Consider the following 20,385-nt stretch of genomic DNA (forward strand, 5'->3'; position numbering starts at 1 on the left):
CCGGCGGTTACAACGTTGGAACTCGCGTTAGCGCTGCCCGCAGGGTCCGCCCGCCTGCCTCACGAGAGGGGCCGCATGTCTCCGCACCACCCCAACTCCCCGCTGCGTACCGCCGTGGTCGGTACGGGAGGGATCGCGCGCGGCAGTCATCTGCCCGCGCTCCGCACGCTGGCCGCCGAGGGCGCGACGGAGATCGTCGCGGCGGTGGACGTCGACGCGGACGCGGTGGGCGCGTTCGCGGACGAGGCCGGGATCCCGTACGCGTCGAGCGACCTGGACGCGATGCTCACCGACGTACGACCGGATCTCGTGGTGCTGTGCACCCCGCCCGCCGTGCACCGCGCGCAGTCGGTGGCCGCGCTGCGGGCCGGGGCCTGGGTGTGGTGCGAGAAGCCGCCGTGCCCGTCGCTCGCGGACTACGACGCGGTGGAGGCGGCGGAGAAGGGCGGCGATGACGGCAAGGACAGCAAGGACGGCGACGCGGGCCCGTACGCCTCGATCGTCTTCCAGCACCGGTTCGGCTCCGGGGCGCGCCATGTGCGGCGGCTGCTGCGCGAGGGCGCGTTCGGCCGGCCGCTGGTGGCGCACTGCCAGACCACCTGGTACCGGGACGCGGCGTACTACGCGGTGCCGTGGCGCGGCCGTTGGGCCACCGAGGGCGGCGGCCCGGCCATGGGCCACGGCATCCACCAGACGGATCTGCTGCTGGACCTGATGGGCCCCTGGTCGGAGGTGCGGGGCATGGCGGCGCGGCTGGTGCACGACGTGGAGAGCGAGGACGTCTCCACCGCGCAGGTCCGCTTCGCGAACGGGGCCGTGGCCACCGTCGTCAACAGCGTGCTGAGCCCCGACGAGGTCAGCCGCATCCGTATCGACTGCGAGCGCGCCACGATCGAGCTGACGCACCTGTACGGCTACCGCAACGCGGACTGGCGGATCACCCCGGCGCCCGGCGTCGACGAGGCGGCCGTGGCGGCCTGGCGCGACTTCGGTCCCGACGAGCCCAGCTCGCACCTGGCGCAGCTCCGCGCGCTCGTCGCCGACATCCGCGCCGGGCGGCGCCATGCCACCAGCGGCGCGGGCGGGCGGCGGACGCTCGAATTCATCACCGCGCTCTACAAGTCGGCGTTCACCGAAACCCCCGTGCGCGCGGGCGAGATCGGCCCCGGCGACCCGTACTACACCGCGCTGCACGGCGGCGCCCCGGGCTGGGCCCCGGCCGAAGCCCTTCAGACGGACATCCCGCAGCCCGAGGCCGGGGCCCGCAAGGAAGAAGAGGAGCACGCATGACGCTCGCACTGACCCACGCCCACGGCGACCGGATCACCGTGGCCCACGAGGAGAGCGGCACCGAGCTGTTCGCGTACGTCTACCGCCCCGAGGCCGCGTGGGAGGCGCCCAAGCCCTATCTGCACCCGGTCCGGACGCTGTCGGGCGGGCTCGTCACCGACTACCGGCCGAACGACCACCGCTGGCACAAGGGCCTCCAGCTCACCGCCTCGCACCTCTCGGGCCAGAACCTGTGGGGCGGCAACACCTATGTGCACGGCGAGGGTTATCTCGCGCTCCCCGAGCGGGTCGGCTCGATGGCCCACGTCGCCTTCGACGAGGTCAGCGCCGGGGACGGCCGCGCGGTCATCGCCGAGCGCCTGACCTGGCACCCGTACGACGGGGAGCTGTGGGCGGAGGAGGAGCGCCGCGTCGAGGCGCGCGACGTGGACCCGGAGGCCGGTGCCTGGGCGCTGACCTGGACCTCGGCGGTGACCAACCGGCGTGCCGAGCCGCTGCGCTTCGGCAGCCCCACCACGCACGGCCGCCCCGCCGCCGGGTACACCGGGCTCTTCTGGCGCGGGCCGCGCGCCTTCCGCGACGGCCGGGTCCTCTCCGCCGAAGCGGACGGCACCGACGCGGAGCTGATGGGAAGCCAGGCCGACTGGCTCGCGTACGTCGGCGAGCACGACGGGCGCGACGGCCACGCCACGCTCGTCTTCGCGCACGACGCGGCCAACGACCACGCGGGCGCGCGCGGGACGCACCCCGCGCACTGGTTCGTGCGCACCGATCCGTTCGCCGCCGTCGCGCCCTCCTGGGCGTTCCACGAGGAGCTGGTCCTCGCGCCCGGCGACACCCTCGCCCGGAGCTACCGGGTGCTCGTCGCGGACGGCGCCTGGGACCGCGAGCGCATCGCCGCGCACCTCAAGGAGCTGGCGTGGTGAGCGGGGCGGGCGAGGGGGCGTACGCGGGATTCCCCGGCGCGGTCGGCGTCTCGCGGCTGCGTGTGTACGACTGGCCCACCGTCGAGGGGCTGCCCGGCGGCGGCACCCCGCACCTCCACCTGGCGTGCGGCGAGGGGTACGTGGTGACGGCGGGCCGGGGCACCGTGCAGACCCTCACGGCCTCCGGGTACGAGGAGACGGCGCTGGAGCCCGGCACCGTCGCCTGGTTCACGCCCGGCACGATCCACCGCCTCACCCACGACGGCGGCCTGGAGATCACCGTCGTGATGCAGAACAGCGGCCTGCCCGAGGCCGGGGACGCCGTGCTCACCCTGCCGCAGGATCTCCTGGCCGACCCGGAGACGTACGCGGAGGCCGTGCGCCTCTCCGCCGGGGCGTCCGAGGACGAGCGGGCAAAGGCCGCGCGGGCGCGCCGCGACCTGGCGACCCGCCGCTTCCTGGAGCTGCGCGAGGCCACGGCGGCCGGTGACCCGGAGCCCCTGGCGGCCTTCCAGCGGGCGGCGGCCGCGCTCGTACGGCCGAAGCTGGAGGCGTGGGAGCGGCGCTGGCGCGAGGGCGCCCACGCCGCCGCCACGGCGACCGGGGCCCAGCTCGACGCCCTGCGCGGCCACGACATGAGCCATCTCGCCGAGGCCCGCGTCACCGCGACGGGACCCACGGCACGCGGACGCTTCGGCATGTGCGGCCGCCTCGACGTCTACGAGGGCATCTGACCCCGCGCCGAGCCCCCCGCCCCCCCCGCCCTCGATCCCCCGCCCTGAATCCCCCCTTCTCCCCTTCCTGGAAGGCACCCATGTCCGAGCCACGAAGTGGCCGGCGCCGACTGCCACGCCGGGCCGTTCTGGCCTCGGCAGCCGCCGGACTCGGCACCGCCCTGACGGGCACGCTCTCCGGGTGTTCCACCGCGAGCGGCGGAACACGCGGAGCCACCCTCACCTTCACCTGGTGGGGCAACGACGACCGCGCCTCGCGCACCAAGGAAGCCGTGCGGCTCTTCGAGAAGGAGCACCCCGGCGTCACCGTCCAGACCTCCAACGCCGACTTCGGGTCGTACATGCAGAAGCTCGCGACGCAGGCCGCGGGCGGCGGCATCCCCGACGTCGCGCAGCTCGACTACCGCCAGATATCCCAGTACGCGGGCGGCGAGGCGCTCCTGCCGCTGAGCGACGCCATCAAGGACGGCACGATCCGTACGTCGCGGATGGACCGCGAGTTCCTCCGTACGGGCACCTACCTGGGCACGTACTACGCCCTGCCCATGGGCCGCGGCATCACCGGCTACGCCTACGACGCGCGGATCTACGAGAAGGCGGGCGTGCCCGAGCCCGGGCCGGACTGGACCTGGCGGGAGTGGGAGGAGGCCAACAGGGACATCGCCGCGCTGCGCCTCCCCTCCCCCGACGGGCGGCGCGTCGCGGGCGCCAACGACGGCGGCACGAACGAGGACATCTTCGAGGTCTGGCTGCGCAGCCGCGGCGGGAAGCTCTACGCGAGCCAGACGGAACTCGGGTTCAGCGAGGACGACCTCACCGAGTTCTGGTCGTTCTGCGACCGGCTCCGCAGGGCGGGCGCCGTCGCACAGGCCAAGGACACCACGCAGGCCAGGTCGACGGAGCTGACCCCGATGGCCCGAGGGCTGGCCGCCGCCGACTTCACCTGGGACGCCCCGTTCCCCGGGTACACGGCGCTGCTCGGCGAGAAGGGCATCCACTTCGCGCCGGTCCCCACCACGCGCGGGCGCCAGGGCGCCTACTTCAAGCCGTCGATGCTCCTGGGCGTGGGGGCGCGGACCCAGCATCCCGAGGAGGCCGTCGCGCTGGTCGACTTCCTCCTCAACGACCCGCGCGCGGGCGACATCCTCGGCTTCACCCGCTCCACCCCGCCCAACCGGAAGATCGCCGCCCGCGTCGCCGAGACCCTCAAGGGCCCGGAGCGGGAGATCTACGAGTACGCGCGGACGATGGAGAAGTACGGCGTGAACGCCCCGCCGACCGCCCCTCCGAAGGGCGACGTCGCGGTCCAGACCGCCTTCAAGAGGGTCTACGAACGGGTGATGTACGAGCAGGTCTCCCCGCGCCAGGGAGCCCGCGAACTCATCGACGAGGCCAACCGGGAGCTGAGGTCATGAGCGCTGTGCCGACCAGGGCGCCGGTGCGCGAGGAACGGCCGCGGGAACTGCGGCCTCCCCGCGAGCCCCGCCGCCGCGTGCGGGAACGGCAGTGGCCCGCCTATGTGTTCCTCTCCCCGTGGATGATCGGCGCGGGAGTGCTCACGCTCGTCCCGATGGCCGTGTCGCTGTACCTGTCGTTCACGGACTACAACCTGCTGGAGCCGCCGCACTGGGTGGGCCTGCGCAACTACACCGAGATGCTCACCGAGGACCCCCGCTACTGGCGGTCGGTCGGCACCACGCTGCTGTACGTGGTGGTCGCGGTGCCGCTGAAGCTGGCCCTCGCGCTGGGGGCGGCGATGCTGCTGAAGAACCTCGGCCAGGGCCGCGCCTTCTACCGCTCCGCGTTCTACGCTCCCTCTCTGCTCGGCGCGAGCATGTCGATCGCGCTCGTGTGGCGCGCGCTCTTCAACGACGGGGGCTCGGTCTCCCATGTGCTCGGCTGGGTCGGCATCGACACGGGCGGCTGGGTCGGCGACCCCGACCTGGCGGTGTTCGCGGTCGTCCTGCTGTCGGTGTGGCAGTTCGGCGCGCCGATGGTCATCTTCCTCGCGGGGCTCCAGCAGATCTCGCCCGACCTGTACGAGGCGGCGGAGCTGGACGGCGCGGGCCGCTGGCGGCGGTTCGTCTCCATCACCGTGCCGATGCTCTCCCCCGTCGTCTTCTTCAACCTGGTCCTGGAGATGATCCAGTCCTTCCAGGTCTTCACCCCGGCCTTCGCCATCAGCTCCGGCGACGGCGGACCGGCGGACTCCATCAACTTCTACACGCTGTACCTCTACGAGCGCGGCTTCAGCGCCTCGCACATGGGCTACGCGGCGGCCATGGCGTGGCTGCTGCTGATCGCCATCGCCGCGATCACCGCGGTCCTGTTCCGGACGTCCCGGTCCTGGGTCTTCTACGCGGACGAGGAGGGGCGATGAATCCCCGCGCGACGCACCCCGCCGCCAAGAGCCGGCTGCCGCACACGCTCGCCGCCGCGGGCCTGCTCGTCCTGCTGTACCCGCTGGCGTGGCTGCTGGCCACCTCGTTCAAGCCCGCCGACGAGGTGGTGACCAGCCTCGACCTGTGGCCGAGCCACTGGGAGTGGGCGAACTACACGACCGCGCTGGAGGGCGTGTCCGGGGTCTCCGTCTCCCGGCTGCTGGGCAACTCGCTGCTGATCGCCGGGGGCGCCGTCCTCGGGAACGTGCTGTCGTGCTCGCTCGCCGCTTACGCCTTCGCGCGGCTCCGCTTCCGGATGCGCGGGGTGATGTTCGCCTTCATGGTGGCGACGCTGATGCTGCCGCACCATGTCGTGCTGATCCCGCAGTACATCATGTTCAACCAGCTCGGCATGGTGGACACCTACTGGCCGCTGATCCTGCCGAAGTTCCTGGCCACGGAGGCGTTCTTCGTCTTCCTGATCGTGCAGTTCATGCGGGGCCTGCCGCGCGAGCTGGAGGAGTCGGCGCGGATCGACGGCTGCGGCGCCTTCCGTACGTACTGGTCGATCACGCTTCCGCTGAGCCGCCCCGCGCTGATCACCACGGCCATCTTCACGTTCATCTGGACGTGGAACGACTTCTTCACGCAGATGATCTACCTGTTCGCGCCGGAGAAGTTCACCATCACGCTCGCCCTGCGCACCTTCGTCGACCAGTCCAGCACCTCCGCCTACGGGCCGATGTTCGCGATGTCGGTGATCTCCGTGCTGCCGATCGTGCTGTTCTTCTTCGTCTTCCAGCGCTATCTGGTGCAGGGCATGGCGACCTCCGGGCTGAAGGGCTGAGCGCCGTGGACCGCGCCCGCCGGCCCGGAGAGGTCTTCGGCTCCGGCTTCACGCTCTTCGCCGACATGCTGCTCGTCGGCCTGCTCACCAGCCTCGCGTGCCTGCCGGTGCTCACGGCCCCGGCCGCGTTCGCCGCCGCGTCCGCGACGCTGCGCGGGACCACGCTCGGCGCGCCGGCCACGGCCGGTACGTACCTGCGCCATCTGCGGGCCCGCCTGTCGGCCCGTACGCTCGCCGCCGGGCTCGTCCCGCCGCTCCTCACCCTCGTCCTGCTGGTCGACGCCGCGCTGCTGGACAGCGCGCTGCCCGGCGCCGCGCTCATGGCTCCGGCGCTGGCCCTGCTCGCCCTGGGGGCCTCGGTCGTGGGCCTGCGCGCCACCGCGCTGGAGGCCCCGCACCGGCTCTCGGCGCGCGAGGCGCTGATCCGCTCGGCGGCCGACCCGCACGGCACGCTCCTGCTCGCCGCCGCCGTGCTCCTGGCCGCGGGGCTCGCCTGGGCCATGCCGGTGATGGTGCCGCTGCTGCCCGGGCCGCTGGCGTTCGCCGCCACCGCCGTGGACATCCGCTCCCCCTGACACGACCCGTGCGACCCGTGCGACCCGTCCCCCTGTACGACACCCACCGGAGATCTCGTATGCACTGCACCCATCTGGACGCCGCGGACCACCCCCGGCCCCAGCTCGTCCGCGACCCGGACTGGCGGGACCTGAGCGGCCCTTGGTGGTTCGCCCACGACGACGCGGACCTCGGCCGGACGGAACGCTGGATGGATCCGGAGGTGACCGGGCCCTTCACCCGTACCGTCACCGTGCCCTACCCGCCGGAGTCCAAGGCCTCCGGCGTCCAGGACAGCGGCTTCCACCCGGTGCTGTGGTACCGGCGTACGGTCGAGGCGGCCCGGCCCGCTCCCGGCCGCCGCCTGCTGCTGCACTTCGGGGCGGTCGACCACCGGGCCGAGGTGTGGGTGAACGGGCAGCCGGTGGGCCGCCACGAGGGCGGGCACACGGGCTTCACCTGCGACGTGACGGAGGCGCTCGCGGAGGACGGCGCGCAGGCCGTCGTCGTACGGGCCGAGGACCAGCCGCTCGACGTCACGCAGCCGCGCGGCAAGCAGGACTGGCGCGCGGACCCGCACGTCATCTGGTACCACCGCACGTCCGGCATCTGGCAGCCGGTGTGGCTGGAGGAGGTCCCCGAGGACCATGTGACGGTGCTGCACTGGACGCCGGACGTCGCCCACGCCCGCGTACGCGGCAGGGTGCGGCTCAGCCGGTGGCCGGGGCGCGCCCTGAACCTGACCGTACGGCTGACCCACGGCACGCGTGTGCTCGCCGAGCAGCGGATGCGGACCGAGGAGCAGGAGACCGCGTTCGACCTCGCGGTGCCCGCGCTGCTGCACGCGCAGGACCTCGACGACCTGCTGTGGTCCCCCGAGCACCCGCACCTCGTCGACGCGGAGGTGACGCTCGCCGAGGCGGCGGACGACGCGCCCGTCGACGAGGTCTCCTCCTACCTCGGCCTGCGCGACGTGGGCTGGGACGACGGCGTCTTCCTCCTCAACCACAAGCCGTACTTCCTGCGCTTCGCCCTCCAGCAGGGCTACTGGCCCGACTCCCACCTCGCCGCCCCCGCCGACGCGCTGCGCCGCGAGGCCGAACTCGCCAAGGAGATCGGGCTCAACGGGCTGCGCCTGCACCAGAAGGTTGAGGACCCGCGCTTCCTGTACTGGGCGGACCGGCTCGGGCTGCTGCTGTGGGAGGAGATGCCCTCCGCGTTCGCCTTCGGCGCGACGACCGTCGAGCGGGTGACGCGCGAGTGGACCGAGGCGGTCACGCGCGACCTCGGCCATCCCTCGATCGTCGGCTGGGTCCCGTTCAACGAGTCCTGGTCGGTCCCCCACCCCGCCCGCGTCCCCGAGCAGCGGCACTTCATGGACGCCCTCTACCACCTGACGAAGGCCCTCGACCCGTCCCGCCCCGCCGTCTCCAACGACGGCTGGGAGATCTCCGCCGCCGACATCTGGGGCGTCCACGACTACACGCAGCGCGCGGACGTGCTGCGCGAGCGGTACGGGCACCCCTCGCTGCGGCGGGGCGAGTTCGCGGAGCGGTGGCCCGGCGCGCGGAGGCTCACCCTCGACGGCGTACGCCACGAGGGACAGCCTGTCGTGCTCAGCGAGTTCGGCGGGGCGACCTTCGAACCGGCCGAGGGCGCCGCGTGGTTCGGCTACGGGACCGTGGCGAGCCGGGAGGAGTTCGCCGAGCGGCTGGCCTCGCTGGTGGACGCGGCCGTGGACTCGGGCCTGGCCGGGTTCTGCTACACCCAGTTCACCGACACCGAGCAGGAGATCAACGGCCTCCTGACCTCGGACCGGGAGCCCAAGATCCCCGCCGCCGGGCTGCGCGCGATCCTCACCCGTACACGCGCGGACGTACGAGCCGACGTACGCGACGGCGAGCGCGCGCCGGCGCGGGACCGGCACCGGGCCTGAGGGTCACCGGCCGCGCCGCAGGGTCTCCGTGGCGACGGCCAGGAACTCCCGCGCGGGGCCGGTGAGTCCGCTCTCCGGCGCCGCGAGGCACGTCTCGACGGGCGGGGCGTCGGTCACGGTCAGATGGACGAGGTCGGGGCGCGAGTACGAGGCCGCGATGCTGACCGGGACGAACGCGATGCCCTGCCCCGAGGCGATCAGCTCGAACTTCTCCTCCAGCGAGATCGTCCGCCGCGCCCTGACGTCGAGGACCGGCTCCCCGTCGAGGTCCGCCATCGACAGCGCCTCGCGGTCCGCGAGCGGGTGCGCGGCGGGCAGGCACGCGACCTTGGTGTCGTGCCCGATGGGGACGGTGAGCAGCCCCGTGTCGTCGAAGGGGCGCCGCAGATAGCCCACATGGGCGCGGCCGTCGCGGAGCGGCGCGTCCCGCTCGGTCCAGGGCAGCGGGAGGACGTCGATGTCGACGTCCGGACGGCGCGCGGTGAACTCCCGGATCGGCTCCGACACGTGCAGCCCGCCGGAGAAGGCCACGACGAGCCGCTGCTCGCCGCGCCGCGCCTCGTCCACGCGGCGCAGCGCACCGTCCACGACGGCGGTGATCCGCGTCGCCTCCTCGTACAGCCGCTCTCCCGCCGCGGTGAGTTCGACGCTGCGCGTAGTGCGGGTGAACAGCGCGCAGCCCAGCTCCCGTTCGAACGCCCGGACCTGGCGGCTGAGGACCGGCTGCGCGATGAACAGCGCCTGGGCCGCCCGGCCGAAGTGCCGGTGCTCGGCGACGGCGGCGAAATAGCGCAGCTTGCGCAGATCGAGATCCATGCCCTGACGGTATCAATGCCGTTCGAAGGGTATTGGACGGCCGCCCGGGGCCGCTCGGAGACTGACGGTGATCGTTCGATCCGTAGGGAAGGAACCCCATGAACGCCATCCGCAGGACCGCCCTCGTCATCGGCGCCTCCCGCACCCTGGGCCTCGGGCTCGCAGCCGAGCTGCTGCGCCGGGACTGGGACGTCATCGGCACGGTGCGCGGCACCCGGCGCACCGGGCTCCACGAGCTGGCGGAGACGTCCGGCGGGAGGCTCACCGTCGAGTCGCTGGAGATGACCGACCCGGAGCAGCTCACGGCGCTGCGCGACCGGCTCGCGGGCCGCACCCTCGACCTGCTCTTCGTCAACGCGGCCATCACCCGGGGCGACCTCCCCATCGGCGAGGTGCCCACGGAGATGTTCACCGAGGTCATGGTCACCAACGCGCTCAGCCCGATGCGCGCCCTGGAGACCCTGAGCCCGCTGGTGGCGCCGACCGGGACCCTGGGCGTCATGTCCTCCGACCAGGGCAGCGTCTCCCTCAACACCGGGGGCGGACAGGACCTGTACCGGGCCAGCAAGTCGGCGCTGAACCAGTTGATGCGCTGCTACGCCGCCCGCAACGCCGAGGACACGCGGACGCTGCTGCTCATGGACCCCGGCTGGGTCCGTACGGAGCTGGGCGGGCCCGAGGCCGAACTCAGCGTGGAGGAGAGCGTCCCCGGAGTGGCGGAGACCATCGAGGGCCACGCGGGGAGGCCCGGCCTCCACTTCGTCGACCACGGGGGCCGGGTCGTCCCCTGGTGACAGCGAGGGCGAAGCCCACCGCGACGAGCCCGCCGTAGGCCAGCAGTCCCGCCCCGCGGAGCTGCTGGAGATCGCGTCGGTGGCGTCCGCGTTCGTCGCCACCTGCGTCGAGTCCGGCGGCACCCCGTACGACGTACGCCTGCTGACGCCGGGCGGACGGGCGATCACCTGCGCGACCGGGCTGCGGCTGGAGGCCACCTCCGCCGGACCCCGGCCCACTATGTGCGGGGCGCCCGCGCGGAGGCCGCCGCGCACCTGCTGACCTCCACCGCGCTGCCGCTCGCGGGCGTGGCCAGGCGCTGCGGCTTCGGCACCACCGAGAGCATGCGCACGGCGTTCCCCGACTTCTACGGCGTTCCCCCGTCCCGCTTCAGCACGACGCCGCGCTCCGTCTGATAGGGCGGGCGCGTCACGGGGCGGTGCCCGTGGGGAGGAAGAAGCCGCGCGGCAGCGGGTCCCCGGGGTGCAGGAGCAGGGTGTGGTGGCCCGTCGGGTAGGCCGTGCCCTCGACCTCGGGGACGACCGCCGGGTGGCCGTGCGCGGTGGTGGCGGCGGTGAGGCGGCCGGTGAAGACGGTGTCGATGATGCTGCGGTTGACGAACTCCCCCGCCATCTCCAGCTCTCCGCGCGCCGCCAGCACGGCCAGGCGCGCGCACGTACCGCTGCCGCAGGGCGAGCGGTCGACCTGGCCGTTGGCGAAGACCGTGACGTTCCGCTCCTCGACGTGCCCCGGGCCCGAGGTCAGCCGGTCGTGGAAGATCACGCCGTAGAGGCCGCCGATCCGGGGGTCGCCGGGGTCCGCGAGGGCGTGGCGGGCGAGTATCCCGGCCTTGATCTGGGCGCTGAGCCGGACCAGTTGGGGCAGGTGCTCGGGCGTGACCTCCAGGCCGAGACCGGCCGCCTCGACCATGGCGTAGAAGGCGCCGCCGTACGCGACGTCGGCCCGCGTCCTGCCGTGCGTGGTGGACAGCTCCACGTCCCGCGCGACGGTGTACGAGGGGACGTTCACGAACCGTACGGAGGGGTGGCCGTGGCCGTCCCTTTCGCCGACGGTGCAGGTCACGCGGCCGGACGGGACGTCGAGGACCAGGGTGCCGTCGGGGCGCGGGGCCGCGTATCCGGTGGTGCTCGCCCAGACGGCGGCGGCGATCGAGCCGTGCCCGCAGGCGGTGCTGAAGCCGTCGCGGTGGAAGAAGACCAGGCCCAGATCGGCCCCGTCGTCGACGGGTTCGGTGACGAAGCAGCCGTACATGTCGGCGTGGCCCCGGGGTTCGTGGGTGAGCAGGGCGCGCACCTCGTCCAGGCGCGCCATGGCGTCGTCGCGCTTGTCGAGCATGGTCGCGCCGCGCGGCGGGCGGACGCCGCCCACGACGATCCGGAAGGGCTCTCCTGCGGTGTGGTAGTCGACGGTGCTGATCATCTGCGCCGGCTCGTGCATGGCACCTCCGTGGCGAAGCGGTCTTGAGTCCGGGGAGAAGACAGTGCAATGTGAAATTGTACTGATCTTCCGCCGTCCCGAAGGAGTGCCCATGAACGTGACCGAGCAGCCGCCCGAACCCGAGCCCCGCTCCCCCGGAATCCATACGGTCCGTCATGACCTGCCCGTCTCCGGGGAGTTGAGGACCTTCTTCGCCCAGGACTGGGACCCGGCGCCGACTCCCTCTGTCACACCCCTGCCCGCCGCCCGGCACACCCCCGCGCGCCGGGCCCGGCTCTCGGCCCTCTTCCCCGGCGAGCGGCTGATCGTCCCGGCCGGAGAGCTGCGGGTGCGCTCCAACGACTGCGACCACCGCTTCCGCCCGTACAGCGCGTACACCTGGCTGACCGGCCTGGCCGGGGAGGACCAGGCGGGGAACGTGCTGGTCATGGAGCCGTCGGGGGCGCACGGGCACGAGGCCGTGCTCTATCTGCGGCCCCGCTCGCCCCGCGGGGGCGGGGACGACGCCTTCTACCGGGACCGCCGCTACGGCGAGTTCTGGGTCGGGCGCCGCCCCGACCTGGACGAGGCCGAGCGGCTGACGGGCCTGCGCTGCGCCCACCTCGACCGGTACACGGACGTGCCGCCCGGGCGCCGCGCCGCCCAGGACCCCGAACTCACCCGCGCACTCAGTGAGTTGCGGCTCGTGAAGGACGCCTGGGAGGTGGAGCAGCTCGAACTGGCCGTACGCCACACCGTCTCCGGCTTCGAGGACGTGGCCCGCGCGCTCCCCCGGGCCCTGGCCCACCCGCGCGGCGAGCGCTGGATCGAGGGCGTGTTCGGCCTCCGCGCCCGCGCCGAGGGCAACGGGACCGGCTACGAGACGATCGCGGCCTCCGGCGCCCACGCCTGCGTCCTGCACTGGATACGCAACGACGGCGCCCTGGACCCCCGCGACCTCCTGCTGCTCGACGCGGGCGTGGAGACCGACACCCTCTACACGGCGGACATCACCCGCACCCTCCCCCTCTCCGGCCGGTTCTCCCCCGCCCAGCGGCAGGTGTACGAACTGGTGCTGGCGGCCCAGGAGGCGGGCATCGCCGCGCTGCGGCCCGGCGCCAGCTTCCGCGACTTCCACCGCGCGGGCATGCGCGTGATCGCCGAAGGGCTGGCCGAGTGGGGCGTCCTCAAGAGCCCGGAGGGCGACCTGCACCGCCGCTACACGCTCTGCAGCAGCGGTCACATGCTCGGCCTCGACGTGCACGACTGCGCCCAGGCACGCGCGGAGACCTATCTCGACGGCGTCCTCGCCGAGGGCCACGTACTGACCGTCGAGCCGGGGCTCTACCTCCAGCCCGACGACCTGACGCTCCCGCCGGAGCTGCGCGGCATCGGCGTACGTATCGAGGACGACCTGGTCATCACGGCCGAGGGCGCGCGGCTGCTCTCCGGCGGGCTGCCCCGCACCCCGGACGAGGTCGAGGAGTGGACGGGGACGCTGCGCGAGGGCTGAACGCCGGGCCGGGCAGCGGGGGCTGAGGAGATGTCAGACCCCTCTGCCACGATCGGGACATGGGATTCTTCGACGATCTGGTGCTCCCCGAGGAGCCTGTCGAGCAGATGCCGCTGCTGCGGTTGGGCCCGCCGGGCGAGGACGCGGGGCGGTTCGCGCCGCCGCTCGACTGGTTCGCGCCCGCGCTGCTGCCGCAGCGCGCGGTCGTCGGGAGCGGCCCGCACGTCCGGGTGGTCCTCACGGGATGGTCGGTGTGGCCGGACGGGGCGACGCTGCATCTGTCCGTCCACCGCAAGGTCCGCCGGCAGAAGATTCCTTCGGGCAGGCAGTCCGGGCTCCGGGTCGGCCTGGAGCTGTCCGACGGCCGCCGGGTGACCTCGCTCGACGCGCCGCGGCAGCGGCACCTGGAGTGGACCAGCCGGGACGGCGAGACGGTTTCGGCGGTCACGCGGCAGGCCGTCGGGCTGATCCCGCTGGACGGGAGCCGCAGCTCGTCCAGCCGCTCGGTCTTCGCGGTCCCCGTCGATCTGTACCTCGCGGAGCTGCCCCCGCCCGGCGGGACCGGGCTCGTCGTCGAATGGCCGGACGAGGACGTGCCCGAGACCCGTACGCCGGTCGACGCCTCGGCGCTGCGTGCCGCCTCCGCCGGGGCCGTCGAGATCTGGCCGGGGATCGAGCCGCCGGCCCCGGTGGGAGAGCCGGGCTCCGTCGCGCTGGTGGAGATGGGCGGCCCGCCCGCGTTCCTCGCCCCGCCGACGGCCCCGCACCGGCAAGCGGAGCTGGAGCAGCGGGAGAAGGAGCGGCGGCGGTACGTGCCGCGGGCCGACTGGGAGGACATGTCCTCCCACGACTGGAACGACCCGCGCTGATCCGGGCCAGGCTCGACGGCGGCGCCTCGCCCGATTCCCCTGCCCGGTGGGAGGGTTCGGGCCCCCTGCACCTCGCGGCCCGGCACGCCGGCGGGGAGGCGGTGGCCGTGCTGCTGGAGCGCGGCGCGGAGGCCGACGCGCGGGACGGCCGGGAGCACACCCCGCTGTGGCACGCGGCATGCGCCGTGGACGAGACCGCCGTCCGCGCGCTGATCGCCGCCGGGGCCGACGTGTGGACGCCGCAGCTCGGCCCCTGGTCGCCGGGGCGCCTGCTGCTGACCACGCCGCTCGCGCCGCTCGTCGCGGAGCTGCCGGGGGCGCGGCCGCTGCCCGCCGGGGAGGCCGCCGCCTTCCGGGAGGCGGACGCGCTGACGGCGGCGTTCGGCGAGCAGGAGATCTGGATGGAGGGCCTCGGCGTCTGCTTCGTACGGGATCTGAGCGAGGACGAGGTGATCCGGCGCCTGGGCGCCGACCCCGCCGCGTGTCCCCGTACGGGCGGCGAGGACATGCCCTTCGACCCGACGGACTTCGACGAGGTGGACCGCTATGTGGGGGTGGCCGCCGTGCCCGGCTCCCCCGGCGGCTGTGTGATCGTCCAGGACGGGTTCATGCCGAGCGACGCGGCGCTCCTCGAAGCGATATCCGCGGGCACCGAGGCTTACGGGATCTACGTCAATCCGAAGGGCGGCACCCACGGGACCCTCGCGCGCGACGGCGAGTACCAGGGCAACGAGGAGGTCGGCCTCACGCCTCACCAGGCGGAGCCGCCCGCCCGCTGGCACTTCCGCTTCTGGCAGACCACGCAGGAGTTCCCCTACGCGGCGAACGTCTTCGCGTACGGCTGCGCGGCGGCGGGTCTCCGGATCGCCGACGGACGCCGGGCGATGGACCTCGGCGCCCCGCGCCGCTGGGTGGAGCTGCCGCCGCACCTCATACGCTGAGGGCCGCCTCATCTCCCCGGGGAGCAGCCACGGTTACTCCCCGTGTGCGATGCCGCCTGCCGCCCTCGCGGGCACGCTGAGATGCCGCACCCCTTCCCCGACGAAGGCCACCAGCGGAGATCCCATGCTGCAGGTTCATTTCACCGCCGAAGACCTCGTGCGCGTCCGTGTGGCCGCCGCCCCGGATCCGCTGTGGGAGATCACCCACAGTTTCCAGCTCCTCATGGCGCGGGAGGTCCCGCCGGTGTTCCGCGAGTGGCACCGCCTCGTCCGGCCCCGGCTGCCCCGGAGCAGCGCCCTGCTGGCGGCGCTGCTGCCGCCGCGCGGCTATTCCCCGGACTTCCTCACGCCCGACCTGGGCGACCGCCTCGGCCTGGAGCAGTCGGCCGCACTGGAGGAGGCGGTCGAGCTGGTGCTCGGCACGCCCCGGGCGGTGCTGCGCCGGGACCTGGCGAGGCTCGCCGCCTCCCCCGGCCGATTACCCGCGCGGCCGGGGGCGGTACGGCATCTGGCCGAGGGCGCCCCGGAGTCGCTGCACGAACTGGGCGCCGCGCTGCGCGCGTACTACCGGTCGGCACTCGCGCCCTTCTGGCCGCACATCCGCGCCCATGTGGACGCCGACCGGGCCGTACGCGCCCGCGCGGTGCTGCGGGGCGGCACCGCCGGACTGCTGGACGGCTTCCGCCCCGTGCTGCGCTGGGAGCCGCCCCTGCTCCGCGCCGACTACCCGGTCGCGCGCGACCTGCGGCTCGAAGGGCGGGGCCTGCTGCTCCAGCCGAGCTTCTTCTGCGTCCGCAGGCCCGTCACCCTTGCCGACCCCGGCATGGCCCCGGTCCTCGTCTACCCGGTCCAGCACACGCCCGGCCGCCCGCCCCGCCGCATCCGGGGCGGGGCTGAGCGCCCGAGGGCGAGGCTCGACGCGCTCATCGGCCGTACGCGCGCCGCGATCCTGGAGGACGTCGCCACCGGCCGTACGACCGGCGAGCTGGCCCAGCGGTTCAGCGTCAGCGAGGCCGCGGCGAGTTACCACACAGCCGTGCTGCGCCGGGCCGGGCTGCTGCTGAGCGTGCGCCGCAGCAGGCACGTGGTGCACACGATCACGCCCGCCGGGCTCGCGCTGCTGAACGGCCCGCTCGACGGGCCGTTCGGCAGCCCGTTCAGCAGCCCCCTCGACGCTTAGAGCAGCGTCGAAGCCTGTGGCGGCGAACCGGCCGCCGCCGAGAGCCTGTTGTCACACAACCGGCGAAGGCCATGGGGGAGCCATGCGACGGCGCATCGTCGACATCACCGGTCCGGCAGCGGTGCTCGTGGCCGCGACCACCACGACGGTACTGCTCGCGGGCTGCGCGGGGGACCCGCCACAGGACCGCGCGCAGCCGAAGTCCGCAGCCCGCGTCCGCACCCATCGCATGAGGCGGACCGCCCTGAACCGGGCCGCGCGTATCGCCCCTCGCGGCTGATCACACACCCGATACCCGATTCCGGGGAAACCGAGGGAGACACCATGCGTATGATCCGTGCTGCCCTCGTGGCGGCAGCGGCGACCGCGGCCGCCGGAGCCCTCCTCACCGCAAACGACAGGGCCACCTCGCTGCTCAACACCGGAACCTACGCCGGTGGCGTGAACAATGTCCTGGTCACGCAAGGTGCGAACCTCAAGGGCCTGGTCGGTTGCGTGGCCCGGGGCGAGCTGTACGTCGACGACCTGCGGAACGACAAGCTCCGGCTGGGCATCTTCTCGACCCCGGCCAACAACAAGATCAGCGCTCACACATGGGTCCCCCGCTCAGGCTGTCTCAACCCCCTGACCTGACCACCCCCACGGCACAGACCGGCCCCCGGCGGATCGTCCGTCGGGGGCCGGGCCGTCTCCGGTGCCGTCAGGTGCCGTCAGGTGCCGTCAGGTGCCGGCCGTCAGCCCACGGCCCGCTGACCGGCGAGGCAGCCACCGCAGTTGTAGTACGTCACGTCCCAGTGGTTGCCCTCCTTGTAGTAGACGTTGCCGCTGCCCGACTTCCACTTCGAGCCCCCGATGGAGGTGAAGGTGCCCTGGATGTAGTTGTTGAGGCAGTTGGTGAGGCCGAAGTCCACCTTGTAGCCGTTCCAGTGGCTGTACGTGCCGCTCGCGTGGCCGGTCTCGGTGCCGCCGGTGAGCCGGATGGCGCAGCCGCTGGCCGACTTGAGCGTGATCACGCCGTCCACGGTGGCGGAGTTGATCTGCTCGAACGAGGTGCAGTTGGGTCTGTTGCGGTCCGAGCAGCCACCGCTGGAGGTCCAGGTGATGCCCGCCGCCCGGAACTTGGCGGTGGCCTGGGAGTGCGACAGCTTGGCCTGGACGCCGACGTCGCCGCCGACGCCGACTCCGGCGCCGACACCGCCGGCGGCGCGCGGGGCGTCGGCGGCCTGGCCCACGCCCGGCACGGTCAGCGCGAGCGTGGCTCCGGCGGCCACGGCGACCGCCATGCGCGCACGGGTGGACCGGGGTCTGAGGATGCTCTTCATGGCGTTGTCTCCCGTCAGATGCCGCAGTTGGGCGCCGACCAGAACTTGCTGTCCTTGTGGTCCACGTGGATGTGGTCGTCGTGGTCCGGGTAGCCGGGCCCGAGGATGGTGTTGAACCCGTGGTTGCGGGAGGCCTTGGCGATGTCGCAGAGGCTGTGCGGGGTGACGCCCATGTCCGCCGCGTAGCCGTACATGTGGCGGCTGTCGGGGGCGCCGCCGACGTCCGCGTTGCACTGCTTGGAGCGGAACCCGCTGGTGATCCGGATCGGCTGGTCGCCCATCGCGTGGCGCAGCGCCTCCAGCTTCCACATGGTGCGCTTGGCGTGCTCCTTGGCGTCGGCGGCGGAGACCATGCCGCCGCTCCAGTCGGAGTTGCACGTGTTCAGCTCGGCGAAGTCGAAGTGGGCCGGGCTGCAGTCGTCCTTCTGCAGCCCGTAGATCTTGTCGAACGTCGCCTGGTCGGCCTTGCCGGTCTCGGGCAGGCCGTACGCCTTCTGGAAACGCTTGACCGCCGCCGTGGTGAGGGGGCCGAACTTGCCGTCCGGCTCCAGAACCTCGCCAGGGGCCGGGTAGCCGCCGAGGCGGATCTGGAGCTGGGTCACGGCGTCGCCGGAGGCGCCTTCGGACAGTTCCTTGTCCCAGGTGTAGCAGCCGTCGGCCAGCCTGGTGTCGAGCGTCTTCGCCGCGCTGGGCGCGGTCTCCGCCTGCGCGACGGTGGTGGCTCCGACGGCGGTCGCAAGGGCCGCCGCGAACCCGATGGCCGCCTGTACCGAACGTCTGTGCATGGGGGGACCTCCAGTGGGGGGCGTCAAAGGCCCCGAGAGTGCCGCCCTTACAGGTGCACGTCAACAGTCTGTTGGAGTTGCCAATGGGCGGGCCAGTGACGGCGCCACCGGAGCCCCCGTCCGCCGCCCGTCCCGTACCGGGCCCGCGCGGGCCCAGTACGGCACATGCGCCGAGGTGGGACGCGGGACGGGCGCGAGGCGGGCGCGGGGCGGCCCCGGACACGCAACCCCCGGGCCCTCACCAGGTGAGCGGCAGCGCTTTCAGTCCGCATACGCGGCTGTCAGCGGTCCACTCCAGCTCCTCCGGCCGGGCGGCCGTGAGGGCGAGGCCCGGGAGGCGTCGCAGCACCGTGCCGAGCGCCACCCGTACCTCGACGCGGGCGAGGTTGGCCCCGAGGCAGTAGTGCGGGCCGTGGCCGAAGGCGAGATGCCGGGTCTCGCTCCCGCGCCGGATGTCGAAGGCGTCCGGCTCGGCGAACGGCTCCGGGTCGTGGTTCGCGGCCGCCACCGGCGCCATCACCCCCTGCCCCGCGCGGATCGTGGCGCCCGAGGGGAGCACCACGTCCTCGGTGGCGACCCGCAGCAGCCCGCCGTGCCCGGGGACCTGGGTGCGCAGGATCTCCTCCACGGCGCCCGGCAGCCGGGCGGGCTCCTCGTCTGCGGTGTCGTCGCGCAGCGCCGCGAGCTGGTCCGGGTGGCGCAGCAGGGTGAGCAGGCCGCGTGCCAGGACGTTCGCCGTCGTCTCGTGCCCGGCGACGATCAGCCCCCGGACCATGCGGGCGAGTTCCTCCTCCGTCAGCCGGTCGCCCTCGTCCCGCGCGGCGATCAGCTCGTCCACCAGGTCCTCGCCGGGGCGGGCACGGTGCTCGGCCACCAGCGCGTCGATGTACGCGCGGAACGCGGCGGCGTGCTCCGCGCGGCGCGCGCCGTCGGCGGCGCTCAGGCTGAGGAACGAGTCCGACCAGGTGCGGAAGAGCGCGCTGTCGGCGGCGGGGACGCCCAGCAGTCGGCAGATGACCTCGACGGGGAGCGGAAAGGCGAACTCGGCGACGAAGTCGGCGGGCGGCCCCGCCGCGACGATCCCGTCCAGCAGCTCCTCGGTCACCGCCCGGACGCGGGGCTCCCACTCCTGGGCCCGGCGCGGCGTGAACGCGCCCTGCACGAGGCGTCGCAGCCGGGTGTGGGCGGGCGGGTCCATGCTGGTCAGCGCGTGCGGGTCGGCGCCGGAGTCCGGGCCGGGGAGGAGCCTGGGGGCGTCCTCGTGGCAGAGGTTCCGGGTGAAGCGGGCGTCGGAGAGGACCGTACGGACGTCCTCGTACGCGGTGGCCAGCAGCACCTCGTCGCCGCTCGGCAGCCGCACCGGCGCCACCGCTCCGCGCGCCCGACGCTCGGCGTACGCGCGGGGCGGCGCCCCGAATCCGGCGGCGGGGAAGGGGAAACGGCCGTCGTCACCGTCGTACGTCTCGTCCACCACGGGAGCTGAGTATGCGTCAGGTAGATGGTGATGCCAAGAGACGCGCGAGGGCCCGCCGCGGGGCTCAACGGGCCGTGGTTGACTGGCCCTTCGGCCCGACGGATCGAGGTGTGGTGTGACGGACGTCCCGGATCTGGCGCTCGCCCGGAAGGTGCTGGCGGCCCAGCCGTTCAGCGCGCTGCTCGGCGCCCGCCTGGTGTCCTTCGGCGAGGGCGTGGCGACGCTGGAGCTGGACGTCCGCGACGAGCTGCGCCAGCAGAACGGCTTCGTGCACGGCGGCGTGCTCGCCTACGCTGCCGACAATTCCCTGACCTTCGCCGCGGGCACCGTGGCGGGTGCCCGGCTGCTCACCTCCGGGTTCGCCATCGACTACCTCCGCCCCGCGCGGGGCGTCCTGCTCCGTGCCCGCGCCGAGGTCGTACGGGCGGGGCGTTCGCGCGTGGTGTGCCGCTGCGACCTGTCGGCCGTGGACGAGGAGGGCACGGAGACGCTGTGCGCGGTGGCCCAGGGCACGATCGCGGTCCCCGAGCCGGTCGCCGAGTCCGTACCCGTGCCCGTCGCTGACCCCGAGCCGAAATGAGGTGGCGGGCGCGGTCCGGCCCGGG

22 protein-coding genes are annotated in these 20,385 nt (G+C 73.5%); 17 read left to right on the top strand and 5 right to left on the bottom strand.

Annotation, left to right across the window (positions count from 1 at the left end):
• Nucleotides 1-75 precede the first annotated feature (75 nt).
• The 8 genes from ABD343_RS09120 (at nt 76) to ABD343_RS09155 (ending at nt 8,669) form a co-directional block, all read left to right on the top strand.
• On the top strand, nt 76-1,290 hold the full coding sequence (locus tag ABD343_RS09120) for a Gfo/Idh/MocA family protein (RefSeq protein ID WP_344525983.1): 1,215 nt from the start codon (nt 76-78) through the stop codon (nt 1,288-1,290).
• Nucleotides 1,287-2,216, top strand: a complete 930-nt coding sequence (locus ABD343_RS09125) for a DUF6807 domain-containing protein (protein ID WP_344525985.1) — start codon at nt 1,287-1,289, stop codon at nt 2,214-2,216. The genes ABD343_RS09120 and ABD343_RS09125 overlap by 4 nt, the downstream gene beginning before the upstream one ends.
• Complete coding sequence (locus tag ABD343_RS09130) at nt 2,210-2,950, top strand: cupin domain-containing protein (RefSeq protein ID WP_344525987.1); 741 nt, start codon at nt 2,210-2,212, stop codon at nt 2,948-2,950. Before ABD343_RS09125 ends, ABD343_RS09130 begins: the two co-directional genes overlap by 7 nt.
• Nucleotides 2,951-3,030: 80 nt before the next feature.
• On the top strand, nt 3,031-4,365 hold the full coding sequence (locus ABD343_RS09135; protein WP_344525989.1) for an ABC transporter substrate-binding protein: 1,335 nt from the start codon (nt 3,031-3,033) through the stop codon (nt 4,363-4,365).
• Nucleotides 4,362-5,330, top strand: coding sequence for a carbohydrate ABC transporter permease (locus ABD343_RS09140; RefSeq protein WP_344525991.1), 969 nt, complete (start codon nt 4,362-4,364; stop codon nt 5,328-5,330). The genes ABD343_RS09135 and ABD343_RS09140 overlap by 4 nt, the downstream gene beginning before the upstream one ends.
• The gene (locus ABD343_RS09145) at nt 5,327-6,178 is read left to right on the top strand and encodes a carbohydrate ABC transporter permease (protein WP_344525993.1); all 852 of its coding nucleotides are present in this window, start codon (nt 5,327-5,329) and stop codon (nt 6,176-6,178) included. The genes ABD343_RS09140 and ABD343_RS09145 overlap by 4 nt, the downstream gene beginning before the upstream one ends.
• Before the next feature lie 5 nt (nt 6,179-6,183).
• Complete coding sequence (locus ABD343_RS09150) at nt 6,184-6,753, top strand: hypothetical protein (RefSeq protein WP_344525995.1); 570 nt, start codon at nt 6,184-6,186, stop codon at nt 6,751-6,753.
• A gap of 59 nt (nt 6,754-6,812) precedes the next feature.
• Nucleotides 6,813-8,669 carry a glycoside hydrolase family 2 protein gene (locus ABD343_RS09155; protein WP_344525996.1) on the top strand — a complete coding sequence of 619 codons (1,857 nt, stop codon included), beginning with the start codon at nt 6,813-6,815 and terminating at the stop codon, nt 8,667-8,669.
• Nucleotides 8,670-8,672: 3 nt separating this feature from the next.
• On the opposite strand, the gene ABD343_RS09160 is transcribed toward ABD343_RS09155, so the two are convergent.
• Nucleotides 8,673-9,485, bottom strand: a complete 813-nt coding sequence (locus ABD343_RS09160) for a LysR family transcriptional regulator (RefSeq protein WP_344525998.1) — start codon at nt 9,483-9,485, stop codon at nt 8,673-8,675.
• 98 nt (nt 9,486-9,583) lie between these two features.
• On the opposite strand from ABD343_RS09160, the gene ABD343_RS09165 reads away from it, so the two are divergent.
• Nucleotides 9,584-10,279, top strand: a complete 696-nt coding sequence (locus tag ABD343_RS09165) for an SDR family NAD(P)-dependent oxidoreductase (RefSeq protein WP_344526000.1) — start codon at nt 9,584-9,586, stop codon at nt 10,277-10,279.
• 168 nt (nt 10,280-10,447) lie between these two features.
• Nucleotides 10,448-10,675 (top strand): helix-turn-helix domain-containing protein, encoded by a 228-nt coding sequence (locus tag ABD343_RS09170; protein WP_344526405.1) that lies wholly within the window; start codon nt 10,448-10,450, stop codon nt 10,673-10,675.
• 13 nt (nt 10,676-10,688) lie between these two features.
• Here ABD343_RS09170 and ABD343_RS09175 read toward each other — a convergent pair whose 3' ends face one another.
• Complete coding sequence (locus tag ABD343_RS09175; RefSeq protein WP_344526002.1) at nt 10,689-11,717, bottom strand: proline racemase family protein; 1,029 nt, start codon at nt 11,715-11,717, stop codon at nt 10,689-10,691.
• Between the two features lie 91 nt (nt 11,718-11,808).
• On the opposite strand from ABD343_RS09175, the gene ABD343_RS09180 reads away from it, so the two are divergent.
• From ABD343_RS09180 to ABD343_RS09205, 6 genes are all read left to right on the top strand, one after another.
• On the top strand, nt 11,809-13,209 hold the full coding sequence (locus ABD343_RS09180; RefSeq protein WP_344526004.1) for an aminopeptidase P family protein: 1,401 nt from the start codon (nt 11,809-11,811) through the stop codon (nt 13,207-13,209).
• A 59-nt stretch (nt 13,210-13,268) separates the two neighbouring features.
• Nucleotides 13,269-14,078 (top strand): hypothetical protein, encoded by an 810-nt coding sequence (locus tag ABD343_RS09185; protein ID WP_344526006.1) that lies wholly within the window; start codon nt 13,269-13,271, stop codon nt 14,076-14,078.
• A 65-nt stretch (nt 14,079-14,143) separates the two neighbouring features.
• Nucleotides 14,144-15,019 (top strand): DUF6461 domain-containing protein, encoded by an 876-nt coding sequence (locus tag ABD343_RS09190; protein ID WP_344526407.1) that lies wholly within the window; start codon nt 14,144-14,146, stop codon nt 15,017-15,019.
• A gap of 124 nt (nt 15,020-15,143) precedes the next feature.
• Nucleotides 15,144-16,199 carry an ArsR/SmtB family transcription factor gene (locus tag ABD343_RS09195; RefSeq protein WP_344526008.1) on the top strand — a complete coding sequence of 352 codons (1,056 nt, stop codon included), beginning with the start codon at nt 15,144-15,146 and terminating at the stop codon, nt 16,197-16,199.
• Nucleotides 16,200-16,281: 82 nt separating this feature from the next.
• Nucleotides 16,282-16,479: a hypothetical protein gene (locus ABD343_RS09200; RefSeq protein WP_344526010.1), complete on the top strand. Its 198-nt coding sequence runs from the start codon at nt 16,282-16,284 to the stop codon at nt 16,477-16,479.
• Nucleotides 16,480-16,523: 44 nt separating this feature from the next.
• On the top strand, nt 16,524-16,832 hold the full coding sequence (locus ABD343_RS09205; protein ID WP_344526012.1) for a hypothetical protein: 309 nt from the start codon (nt 16,524-16,526) through the stop codon (nt 16,830-16,832).
• A 101-nt stretch (nt 16,833-16,933) separates the two neighbouring features.
• Here the strand turns inward: ABD343_RS09205 and ABD343_RS09210 are convergent, their stop codons facing one another.
• The 3 genes from ABD343_RS09210 to ABD343_RS09220 all read right to left on the bottom strand — a co-directional run bounded on the left by ABD343_RS09210 (nt 16,934) and on the right by ABD343_RS09220 (nt 19,780).
• On the bottom strand, nt 16,934-17,521 hold the full coding sequence (locus ABD343_RS09210; protein WP_344526014.1) for a hypothetical protein: 588 nt from the start codon (nt 17,519-17,521) through the stop codon (nt 16,934-16,936).
• Nucleotides 17,522-17,535: 14 nt separating this feature from the next.
• Nucleotides 17,536-18,306 (bottom strand): D-Ala-D-Ala carboxypeptidase family metallohydrolase, encoded by a 771-nt coding sequence (locus ABD343_RS09215; protein WP_344526016.1) that lies wholly within the window; start codon nt 18,304-18,306, stop codon nt 17,536-17,538.
• Nucleotides 18,307-18,544: 238 nt separating this feature from the next.
• Nucleotides 18,545-19,780 carry a cytochrome P450 gene (locus ABD343_RS09220; RefSeq protein ID WP_344526018.1) on the bottom strand — a complete coding sequence of 412 codons (1,236 nt, stop codon included), beginning with the start codon at nt 19,778-19,780 and terminating at the stop codon, nt 18,545-18,547.
• Between the two features lie 115 nt (nt 19,781-19,895).
• Between ABD343_RS09220 and ABD343_RS09225 the strand changes: the two genes are divergently transcribed.
• Nucleotides 19,896-20,360 (top strand): PaaI family thioesterase, encoded by a 465-nt coding sequence (locus ABD343_RS09225; protein WP_344526020.1) that lies wholly within the window; start codon nt 19,896-19,898, stop codon nt 20,358-20,360.
• The last annotated feature ends 25 nt before the right edge of the window (nt 20,361-20,385 follow it).

The organism is Streptomyces albiaxialis, assembly GCF_039530985.1.
Lineage (GTDB): Bacteria > Actinomycetota > Actinomycetes > Streptomycetales > Streptomycetaceae > Streptomyces > Streptomyces albiaxialis.